The organism is Herbaspirillum sp. FG34 (assembly GCF_057809315.1).
This window is the reverse complement of the sequence record NZ_JBMDJS010000010.1, coordinates 107664-118463: the sequence shown is the minus strand read 5'-3', so window position 1 is coordinate 118463 and position 10800 is coordinate 107664. Positions and strand designations below refer to the sequence as shown.

Annotated in this window: 11 protein-coding genes; 10 read left to right on the top strand and 1 reads right to left on the bottom strand. The window is 61.4% G+C overall.

Annotation, left to right across the window (positions count from 1 at the left end; all coding sequences use genetic code 11):
- Positions 1–522: 522 nt before the first annotated feature.
- On the top strand, positions 523–1563 hold the full coding sequence (locus ACODSZ_RS14200; protein WP_488927845.1) for a restriction endonuclease: 1041 nt from the start codon (positions 523–525) through the stop codon (positions 1561–1563).
- Positions 1564–1640: 77 nt separating this feature from the next.
- Here ACODSZ_RS14200 and ACODSZ_RS14195 read toward each other — a convergent pair whose 3' ends face one another.
- On the bottom strand, positions 1641–2558 hold the full coding sequence (locus ACODSZ_RS14195) for a LysR family transcriptional regulator (RefSeq protein WP_488927844.1): 918 nt from the start codon (positions 2556–2558) through the stop codon (positions 1641–1643).
- Between the two features lie 129 nt (positions 2559–2687).
- Between ACODSZ_RS14195 and ACODSZ_RS14190 the strand changes: the two genes are divergently transcribed.
- From ACODSZ_RS14190 to ACODSZ_RS14150, 9 genes are all read left to right on the top strand, one after another.
- Complete coding sequence (locus ACODSZ_RS14190; RefSeq protein WP_488927843.1) at positions 2688–3446, top strand: 5-oxoprolinase subunit PxpA; 759 nt, start codon at positions 2688–2690, stop codon at positions 3444–3446.
- A 33-nt stretch (positions 3447–3479) separates the two neighbouring features.
- On the top strand, positions 3480–3728 hold the full coding sequence (locus ACODSZ_RS14185) for an acetyl-CoA carboxylase (RefSeq protein ID WP_175344813.1): 249 nt from the start codon (positions 3480–3482) through the stop codon (positions 3726–3728).
- Positions 3729–3737: 9 nt separating this feature from the next.
- The gene (locus ACODSZ_RS14180; protein ID WP_488927842.1) at positions 3738–5129 is read left to right on the top strand and encodes an acetyl-CoA carboxylase biotin carboxylase subunit; all 1392 of its coding nucleotides are present in this window, start codon (positions 3738–3740) and stop codon (positions 5127–5129) included.
- Positions 5126–6025, top strand: coding sequence for a 5-oxoprolinase subunit B family protein (locus ACODSZ_RS14175; protein WP_488927841.1), 900 nt, complete (start codon positions 5126–5128; stop codon positions 6023–6025). Before ACODSZ_RS14180 ends, ACODSZ_RS14175 begins: the two co-directional genes overlap by 4 nt.
- Positions 6015–6992, top strand: a complete 978-nt coding sequence (locus tag ACODSZ_RS14170; RefSeq protein ID WP_488927840.1) for a 5-oxoprolinase subunit C family protein — start codon at positions 6015–6017, stop codon at positions 6990–6992. The genes ACODSZ_RS14175 and ACODSZ_RS14170 overlap by 11 nt, the downstream gene beginning before the upstream one ends.
- 205 nt (positions 6993–7197) lie before the next feature.
- A complete protein-coding gene (locus tag ACODSZ_RS14165) occupies positions 7198–8529 on the top strand; it encodes a purine-cytosine permease family protein (protein WP_488927839.1) in 1332 nt (443 codons plus the stop codon).
- A gap of 305 nt (positions 8530–8834) precedes the next feature.
- The gene (locus ACODSZ_RS14160) at positions 8835–9263 is read left to right on the top strand and encodes a hypothetical protein (RefSeq protein WP_488927838.1); all 429 of its coding nucleotides are present in this window, start codon (positions 8835–8837) and stop codon (positions 9261–9263) included.
- A 71-nt stretch (positions 9264–9334) separates the two neighbouring features.
- Entirely contained in the window at positions 9335–10252 is a 918-nt protein-coding gene (locus ACODSZ_RS14155; protein ID WP_175344819.1) for a VRR-NUC domain-containing protein, read from the top strand.
- Positions 10252–10716 carry a type VI immunity family protein gene (locus tag ACODSZ_RS14150; RefSeq protein WP_488927837.1) on the top strand — a complete coding sequence of 155 codons (465 nt, stop codon included), beginning with the start codon at positions 10252–10254 and terminating at the stop codon, positions 10714–10716. The genes ACODSZ_RS14155 and ACODSZ_RS14150 overlap by 1 nt, the downstream gene beginning before the upstream one ends.
- The last annotated feature ends 84 nt before the right edge of the window (positions 10717–10800 follow it).

The window sequence follows — 10800 nt, the reverse complement described above, 5'->3', positions numbered from 1 at the left end:
ATAGCAGATAGTCTTACTGGGTGGAACGATAGGCGGCCCGTGCTACTCTCGACCGAACGATGCAACATACCAAATAGGAAGGCGTGCGGATGAGCGGCTATCGTGGGTCGCGCTTATTTCTTAATCAATCTTTAGTCCCAGCCCCTTAAGAACAACATTCGCTGGAGTATCTAATTCGAAGTGACTAGCTCGTTGCGAGGCCCGCTGGACACGTTGTAGTACGCTTTTCATTTTTTCATTCCCTCTTTCAATTCGTTCGCAGCCTGGACGGCGGGCTTTAGCTGCCGCGCTGATGCCAGGAAGCTTTGCTGGCACGTCAGCCAGCTCCTGAATCGTAGGGCGAGAGTCTACCATTTGAAGACTCGTTAAGCTTATTACACCGTCCGATCAAGTTCCTCAACCTCGCAAACGCCAGAAATCTGGAGATAACTAACCGCCTCCAATTAATTAAGCTTTCAGCTATCATCATCGCCAACCTTCTAAACCCATTCCGCCCTAGAAAACAAAACAAGGAAACCATCCATGTCCATCTGGCTCATCCGCGCCGGCTCCCACGGCGAGTACGAACACAAGTTCATCCAGGAAAACCGCGTCTACGTGACCTGGGACGATCTCGACGTCGATCTCTCCAAAATGTCCGGCCGCAGCGAGCTCACCGCCGCGATGACCCAGCGCTACAGCGAAGCCAAGCCCAAGACCATCCAGAACTGGGTCAGCCAGGTCTGGCCCTTCGCGCATGAGATGAACATCGGCGATCTGGTCGTCATCCCCCTGAAGTCACAGCCAGCGGTCTACATCGGTGAAATCACCGGAGACTATCAGTCGCAAGCATCCGGTCCCAACCCCTTCTTCCACTCCCGCGCCGTCAAATGGATAGGCGAAGCCATCCCCCGCACGCACTTCGGCAAGGACTTGTTGTTCTCCTTCGGCGCCTTCATGACCATCTGCCGCATCAAGCGCAACAACGCCGAAAAGCGTATTGCCGCCATGCGCGCCAACGGCTGGAAAGCAGAAACTCTCGCCATTGCCACCCAAGCGCCGGCAACGGTCAGCAACGATGAAGACACCGCCGATACCGACCTGGACGAACTGGCGCGCGACCAGATTGCCTCCCTGATCTCCGCCCGTTTCAAGGGCCACGGCCTGACCCGCCTGATTGAAGGCATCCTCAAGGCGCAGGGCTACACGACCTACCGCAGCCCGGAAGGCGCGGACGGCGGCGCCGATATCTTGGCCGGTTCCGGCCCGCTGGGCTTTTCGGCACCACGCCTGTGCATCGAGGTCAAGTCGGAAGACTCACCCATCGGGCGCGAGCCTGTGGATAAATTATTGGGCGCGATGACCAAGTTCAACGCTGACCAAGGCTTGTTCGTGGCCTGGGGTGGCTTCAAGGGCAACGTACAGAAGGAAATGGCTTCACAGTTCTTCCGGCTGCGCCTGTGGACGCAAAAGGAAATACTCGAACAACTCTTCGACCAATATGACCGCCTCGATGAGGACCTCAAGGCAGAACTGCCTCTCAAGCGCGTCTGGATGGTGGCCTCTCAGGAAGAAATTCTCTAAATCATTTCCGCTTGTCCACGACAAGTGCTGTGGACAATTCAACTGAAAGTGATTCTCCAATTATGAGAATCACTTTCTCACCTCCTCCCACTACTCAACTGCGGCGTCAAAAACGACTGCCTGAAATACTCCCGCACCGCCTCCATCGCCGGCGTAAATTTCACCCCCTTGCGCCAGGCCAGCCCCACATTCATGGCCGGCACGTGATCCATCAACAACACGGTCTCGATACGCAACCCCTCCAGCGACCACGGCCGATACACCAGGTCCGACAAAATCGCCACCCCCGACCCATTGGCCACCATGCTGCGCACCGCCTCGATGGAACTGGTGCGCATGATGATGTTGGGCTTGCGTCCGCTCTGGTTCCAGTAGCGCAGCGCGGTCTTGTCGGCCTCGTCCACCGTCAGCAGGATGAAGGGCTCATTGACCACCTCGGAGAGATTTACCACCGAGCGCTCCCCCAGCGGATGGCGCGCCGGTAGCCACAGCCGGCGCACCGAACCAAACAGCGTCTCGTAAGCGATCTCGCGATGGCGCAGGTTGGAAGTCAGCACCACCGCCATGTCGATGTCGCCCTCCACCAGACTCTGCTCGATCTCGGCACGCTCCTTCTCATGCACATGCAGCTTGATCCCCGGATAGGACTGCGACAACCGCTGCAAATGGTGCGGCAAGAAATATCCCAGCACCGTATAACTGGCCGCCACCCGCAAGCTGCCACTGGCGGTGTTGTCCGGCAGCGGGCTCTTCATCGCATCGTCCACGCTGCGCAGAATCGAATACGCATGATTCAAAAAATGCCGCCCGCTGTCGGTGAGGATCATCCCCTGCGGGGAGCGAATGAACAGCGGGGCGCCCAGCATGGCCTCCAGTTCCTGGATGGCGCTGGTGACCGAGGATTGCGAAATGTGCAGATGAATTGCCGCCTGCGAAATCTGTCCCACTTCCGCAGTAGCAACGAAATAACGAATCTGCCGGAGGGTGATGGCCATGTTTGATGCCCTTCATAAGCTATCGGATTTTTCGATATCAAGCCCTCTGATAATACATCTGTCCAATACCGTGGCCGATTTCTATACTCATTTTCACGCGCTGATTCCGGCAGCGCAGGAGACCACGAGATGAGAACAATCGATCTGAATTCGGACATGGGCGAAGGCTTCGGCCCCTGGACCATCGGCGATGGCGTCGATGCGGCCATCATGCCCCTGATCAGTTCAGCCAACATCGCCACAGGCTTCCATGCGGGCGATCCCAACACCATGCGGCGCACGGTGGAACAGGCGCGGCAACACGGCGTGGCCATCGGTGCGCATCCGGGCTTCCGTGATCTGGTCGGCTTCGGCCGCCGCCATCTCAACGCCCCGGCCACCGAGCTGGTCAACGACATGCTCTACCAGCTCGGCGCCCTGCGCGAATTCGCCCGCCTCAACGGCATGACCTTGCAACACATCAAACCGCATGGCGCGCTCTACATGCACCTGGCCCGGGATGAAGAGGCCGCGCGCACCTTCGTGCAGACCCTGCGCCAGCTGGACCCGAACTTGCTTCTGTTCTGCATGCACGGCTCGGCCGTCTGGCGCGTGGCCCGGGAACTAGGACAATCCGTGGTCTGCGAGTTCTACGCCGACCGCGATTACGACAACAGCGGCTCCATCGTCTTCACCCGCCGGGTCGGTGCGCTCGATCCGGCGCAGGTGGCGGCCAAGGTGCTGCGGGCCTGCCGCGAAGGCGTGGTGCGCACGGTCGAAGGGCGCGATATTCCCATCGCCTTCGAATCCGTCTGTATCCACAGCGATACACCCGGTGCCCTCGCACTGGTGCAGGCCACACGCAGGAGCCTCGAAGTCGCCGAAATAGCCATCGCCGCACCGCGCTGATCCATACCATTCATCACACGAAGGAGAAAAGTCATGGCAGTCCAAGAAGTGCACTCCCCTTTGCCCGGCACCTTCTATCGCCGGTCCAGCCCTGAGGCCCCACCCTATGCGCAGGAAGGCGACCTCATCGAGGCCGGTGCCGTGATCGGCCTGATCGAAGTGATGAAACAATTTACGGAATTGCAGGCCGAGCACGGCGGCACGCTGCTGGCCTTCCACGTCGAGAACGGCGATCCGGTCGAACCCGGCCAGTTGGTCGCCGTCATCGAGACGGCAGGCTGAGGCGGCATCATGAGCACGTCCATCACCAAACTGCTGATCGCCAATCGCGGCGAAATCGCCGTGCGCATCCTGCGCGCCGCGCAAGCGCTGGGTATCCCGACCGTGGCCGCCTGCAGCGAGGCCGACGCCGATTCGATGGCTGCGCGCATGGCCGATGAAGTCCAGATCATCGGACCAGCCCGCGCCGACCGCAGCTATCTCAACGCAGATGCACTGCTGCAGGCCGCACGCGCGACCGGTGCCAATGCCATCCATCCCGGCTATGGCTTCCTCTCCGAGAACGCCGCCTTCGCGCAAGCGGTCAGCGAGGCCGGGCTGATCTTCGTGGGACCGGATGCCGATACCATCCGCCGCATGGGCGACAAGGCCGAAGCGCGCCGTACTGCGGCCTCTGCCGGCGTGCCGGTGGTGCCGGGATCGCCGGGTGAACTCGATGATCTCCCCGCCGCCCTGGCCTGTGCGGAACAGGTCGGCTATCCCCTGCTGATCAAGGCCTCGGCTGGCGGCGGTGGTCGCGGCATCCGCATGGCGCGCGATGCTGCCGAACTGACGCGGGAATTCCCCATCGCACAAAGCGAAGCGCAGGCCGCGTTTGGATCAGGCGCGGTGTACCTGGAACGCTTCATCCGCAGCGCGCGCCACATCGAAGTGCAGATCCTGGGCGATGGCCTGCGCGCCGTACACCTGTTCGAACGCGAATGCTCGCTGCAACGGCGCCGCCAGAAGGTCTTCGAAGAAGCGCCCTCGCCCGCGCTCACGTCCGCACAGCGCCAAGCCCTCTGCGAGAGCGCGGTACGGCTGGCCGAACAGTTGCACTATCGCGGCGCCGGCACGCTGGAATATCTCTTCGATGACGAGAGCGGCGAGTTCTTCTTCATCGAGATGAATACGCGCATCCAGGTCGAGCATCCCGTCACCGAAATGATCACCGGCATCGATCTGGTGCAGGCCATGCTGCGCATCGCGGGTGGCGAGCCGCTCGGCTTGCGGCAATCCGACATCCGCATGCTGGGCGCAGCAGTGGAAATGCGCATCAACGCCGAAGACCCGGAACGCAATTTCTTCCCCTGCCCAGGCACCGTGACGGACCTGCACTGGCCGCAAGGCGAAGGCATCCGCGTGGAGAGCCATCTCTACGACGGCTATCGCATCCCGCCGTATTACGATTCGCTGCTGGCCAAACTGGTGGTGCATGGCAAGGACAGGGCGCAGGCCATCGAACGCGCCCAGGCGGCAGTCGCCGCCACGCGGATCAGCGGGATGGCCACCACCTTGCCACTGCATCAGTGGCTGCTGGCCGATGCGCGCGTGCAGGCGGCGCGCTTCAATACCGGCGCGCTGGAAACCTGGCTGGCCGAACGCAGCCGAGCGCACCGCGCAACTTCTGGAGGCCTGAAATGAACAGCCCACAATCCCAGCCCTGCGCGCCCATCCGCTACAGTATCGCCGGTGACGAACACCTCTTTGCGGAAGTGTCGGAATCGATGTCGCTGGAAGCCTTCTTCCGCGCCATGGCCATCACCCGCGCCGTGGAGCGGCTGGCGCTGCCCGGCGTACTGGATGTCTGCCTGGCCAATGCCTCCTTCCAGATCCGCTTCAATCCTGACCTGATCCATCCGCTGGCTCTGCTGGAACAGGTCAAGGCGCTGGAAGCCAGCACTACCGCCGAGCGCCGCATCCAGACCCGCATCATCGAGGTGCCGGTGCTGTATGACGATCCCTGGACCAATGAAACCCAGGCGCGCTTCCGTGACCGCCACCAGGACCCGTCCTCCACCGACCTGCAATACGCGGCGCGCATCAATGGCTATGACGAGGTGCAAGCCTTCATCGCGGCCCACAGCGGCACGCCCTGGTTCGTCTCCATGGTCGGTTTCGTGGCGGGGCTGCCCTTCATGTACCAGATGGTCGGGCAGGACAAGCAGTTGCAGGTGCCCAAGTACCTGCGGCCCCGTACCGACACGCCCAGGCTGACCCTGGGCCACGGCGGCTGCTTCGGCTGCATCTACTCGGTGCGCGGCGCTGGCGGTTACCAGATGTTCGGCGTCACGCCCGCGCCCATCTACGATCCGGCGCAGGGCCTGCCCTATCTGCAGGACTCGATGGTGTTCTTCCGTGCCGGTGACATCGTGCAGTTCAAGCCCATCGACCGTGCCGGGTATGACGCCGCCGTCGCGGCGGTCGAGGCCGGCCGCTTCGACCTGCGCATCCGCCCGGCCAGTTTCGATCTCGATGCCTTCCAGGCCGATCCGGCGGCCTGCATCCACGCTCTCAAGGAGGCCCTCCATGACGATTAAGGTGAAACAGCCCGGCCTGGCCACCACGGTGCAGGATGGTGGCCGCGAAGGCTACTACCACCTGGGCATCCCGCCCTCCGGTGCACTGGACCAGTACGCCCTGCGCAGCGCCAACCTGCTGGTGGGCAACCCCGCCACCAGCTCGGCCCTGGAATGCAGCCTCTTGGGGCCGCAACTGGAGTTCCAGTGCGATGCGCTGGTCGCCGTCACCGGCGCGCGCATGCAGCCGCGCCTCGATGGCAGCGACCGGCCACTCGATACCGCCTTCAAGGTGCGCAGCGGCCAGGTGCTCAGCTTCGACTATCCCAAGGCCGGCGCGCGCAGCTATCTCGCCATCGCCGGTGGCATCGACGTGCCGCTGGTACTGGAAAGCCGCGCCACCTATGCCCTGGGCGCACTCGGTGGATGGCATGGCCGCAAGCTGGCCAGGGACGACGAACTGCCGCTGGGGCGCGCGTCCGTACAGGCCGTCGAAGGGCGTGCCCTGCCGCTGTCGCTGGTGCCGGTGTTCGACCGCGAAGCCACGCTGCGCGTGGTGCCGGGGCTGTATATACATCGCCTCACCGAGGACGCCGTGGAGCGTTTCTTTGCCGATACCTGGACCGTGGCCTCGGAAGCGGACCGCATCGGCTACCGCTTCAAGGGCGGCCAGCCCATGCAGTTCCGGCCGCGTGAACAGCCCTTCGGCGCCGGGTCGGATCCGTCCAACATCGTCGATGCCTGCTATCCCATCGGTTCGATCCAGATCCCTGGTGGCGTGGAGCCCATCGTGCTGTTGCGCGATGCCGTTTCCGGCGGCGGTTACGCCACCATCGGCACCGTCATCAGCGCCGACCTCGACCTGATCGGACAACTGCAACCCAACCACAAGGCGCAGTTCGTGCGCGTGACACTGGAGCAGGCGCTGGAGGCCCGGCGCCACTACCAGCAGCGCTTCCAGCGCCTGGGCAGTCTCCTGACCGACTGAGACCGGCACAGCCGCGCATCCCTCCGTTTGATTCCCGCCCCGGGCCGACGTGCAGTCGCCGCCCCGGGATGGGAGCGACTTTGCCAGCGAGTTTTGCATACGCAATTCCGTTGGTATTTCGCTTCGGTTTTTTCGCTTTCGTTTTTCGCTCTCGCCTCTCATCCACCTCATTGAATATCGCTTCAACGTCTCAGGAGAAACTGACATGGCCGGCTTATCACAAACGCAGAACAAGGAAATCGACCTCTCCACCTACAGTGTTCCCGCCACTGCGCGCATGGGCAAACTCTCGCTGACGATGGCCTGGTGGGCCGTCTGTAGCGCCATCTTCTACATCGTCGTGGGAGCTTCGCTGGCGCTGACCTATGGCGCCCGCAACGCTCTGATCGGCATGGTGCTCTCGGTCATCAGCTACGGGCTCATCAATGCCTGCATCAGCCGCTATGCCATGCGCACCGGCCTGTCGGTGGCCTTGTTTTCGCGCATCCTGTTCGGACGGCTGGGCGCCTCGCTGGCCACGCTGATCTTCTTTTCCACCGCGATCTATTACGCCGTCTTCGAGGGCTCGGTGATCGCGGTGGCCCTGCATCATCTCTACCCGTCGCTGCTCTATCCGGTGGCCGCGCTCATCGTGGTGCTCTACAGCGTGCCGCTGGTCTTCGGCAGCGTGCAGCACTGGCTGGACAAGTTCAACGGCGTGCTGCTGCCGTTCTACCTGCTGGGCCTGCTGATGGCGCTGGTGCTGGCGGTGAGCCAGTACGGCTACCAGCCGCAGTGGCTGGACTTCGGCCCGACTGTGCCGCCCGCCGATGGCTGGTGGAGCTGCTTCACGTACTACATGGGCGTGTGGGTACTGATGATGTTCACCTTCGACTATGCCCGCTTCGGCAAGCCGGAAGATGCGACGTATCACGGCCGCTTCAATTTCGGCATGCCCTTCTACCTGGTCACCATCCTGCTCAATGGCGCAGCCGGCATCTACCTGGCCAGCAGCATTCCGCAAGATGGTCCGCTGTCTGAAGTGTCGGTGGTAATGGCCATCCTCAAGCTCATGGGATTCTGGGGATTGCTCTTCGTCTGGGTCACGCAAACGCGCATCAACACCGCCAACTACTATCTCGCCACGGTCAACATGCAGGCCTTCTTCGGCAACCTGCTGGGCCTGCACGCGTCGCGCCTGGTATGGGCGGTGGTGGTGGGTATCGTGGTGTATGCGCTGATGCTGGCCGACGTGTTTTCCTATCTGCTCAAGGCGCTGGCCTATCAGGGTGTGTTCGTGGTGGCATGGGTCGGGGTGGCACTGGCGCACATTCTCACCGCGGGCGACCATGGCACCGCTACCGATGGCGCAGCGGGTATCAACCGAGTCGGGCTGGGTGCCTGGTTCTGCGGTGTCGTGCTGGGTTTCGTGCTGATGGAGATGGCGGGCTTCTGGCTGTCACTGTCGGCACCGCTGACCTTCGTGGCATCGATGGGAGTGTATGCCTTGTTGCAACAGCGGGGCAGAGCAGACAAGACCTTACAGACTGCCGACTGATCTGATGCAACCGACTTGCCAGGGCGCCATGGGGCGCCCGTTTTTCATGTGCGGTCTCGCATGACTGCGGCCTACCGGAACTCAAAAACTTTCGAGATCCGCAACGCATTATCGCCAACTTTCCCGAATTGCCCCATGGTCCGTCTTATCTCGCCAAAGCGATCTTGCTAGCCTCGGTCGCTTTGACAAGGATCAGGAGTTCGGCATGGCAATCATCGGTTTCATCGTCATGGGCGACCGCACCTCGCACGGCGGGCTAGGGCCTGTTCACATTCAATCTGTGAGTGCGAGAGGTCGCCAAGCGCGTGGCGACCATTATCAGCAGTCGCTTCCCGACGATCATGGATAACGGCCAGCCGGTAGTCTATGACCAGGACGTCACCGACTGCGGCGCAATCCTCTACTCGCGGCACAACAATCACGCTGGCTGGGGCTCGCCAGACGACGACAGAAGCACCAACGCGCCACCGGAACAACACGTTCCCCGCCAGGCACCGCGCTTCCAGGAGCACTTCGTCCTGCGCAACAACACCACCGGAGAATTGCTGGCAGGCGTTCCCTATCTGATCAAAACAGGTGATGGCCGGATAGTGGAAGGCGAGACCGATGCCGAAGGCCGCACCGATGTGGTCTGGACTGATTCGCCCCTGCCGCTGCAAGTGATTGCGCGTCCCAAACCGATGGGCGGCGCTGATCCCTACCATGTGCAGGATCAGCGTTGCGAGGATCTCTGATGGGAGAAGGTATCTCGCCATCCTCCCGCCCAGTGGGGCGATCAGGAACACACCAGGGGCCGAGAGGCCGCGTGCTGACGCTCGACAATCCCATGGATCGTAGCTATCTGTGTGCGGTGATGTGCATGTGCAATCAGGGGACCAAGCTCAGGGATAGCCTCGGGCGCGATCTGAAGCAGCGCTGCACCACCGCCAGCATCTGGAATGACGAAGAGCGCAACCAGCTGGTCTGGCGCTACAAGGCCGAAGTCGGCTACAGCATGGCCAGCAATCCTCCCGCTCCACTCATGAGCCGGGATCAGCCAAACCGTCCCAGCCGGTTTCCGCTTGGACGGGCCATGGCCGATGGGCTGCTCAAATGGCAGTTGGATGGCAAGCCGCAGAAGGGGCTGTTGAGGATTCCGGACTGCATCATTCTTGCGACTACAGGCGAAGAGTTGGCCGCCATGCAGGCCTCGGGGAAGATTGATTGGAAGCGGTTGATGCCGGTGCAGGCGAATATTGAAGCGGTGGTAGAGATCAAGTTTGAAGGCGATACACTGGGCAGAGAACAAATGAACGACTATCAAAGGATCGCAGGGGACCCGGATAGGTTTCGCTTGCTCACGATCACAGAGTGCGATTGCCAACGAGATACATCTGCGCCTGTCCAAGATCCCGTTCGCGCGCCGGTCACCACACCAATGGAACAGGAACGCAAGGCAAAAGATCACTGGTATAGCCGGACACCACCTCTCCCCGCTCCCATACCACCCCCACAACCGGTCAAGCCGCGCTACGGCCCCGTCGCATCGCAAGACGAAGGTATGCCGCTTGCCGACTATCTCAAAGGTGCCGCAGTGGTCGGCGGCACGATTCTGGTGGGTGCCATTGCCATTGCTGCCCTTCCTCTTGAAGCCGCCGGCGCTGCCGCTGCGGCGTTGGTCGTACTGGTAGCCGGTACAAGAACGGCCAATGCGAATCAAAAAGACGAAAAGGAGAAACACTGATGAAACATGCGTTGGAGAAAATTGAAGCCCTGCTTCCGGATTTTCAATATGTGGATGATGACCGGATCATCACAAGCGTCGGCCTGACCGCCTCTCTTTATTTCTGGGGCGGCCATACACCGGAGAAACGCCAAGCAATCATTGAATTGTTTGAGGCGTACGAAGAAGCCTACGGGAGCGAATTGAAGTGGGGTTGCGATCCCGAGAGCTGGCAGACCAGAAAACTTGCCGACAAAAAAATTCCCAAGCTACGCAACTACGCCGCCAAGCTCGATGAAGATGACTGCATCGAGTGGTACCTTTCTTCCGGCGAGCATCGCGAGCAGGCCACGGAATATGCGATCTTCTGCCTGACTGAACGAGGCTGGCAAAAGGGCTGCATATCAGAGCTTTACTTCCAGCTGCCACGCAGTCACGGAGTCACGCAGTCACGCATTCGATCTCCACCATCGCAAAGCGCCTGACAGCTTGCTGCTGCGCGCGATCGAACGCGAGGCCATCACCTGGGAGCTGCTCGCCGAACTCTGACTATCAATGAGGGAACCCCT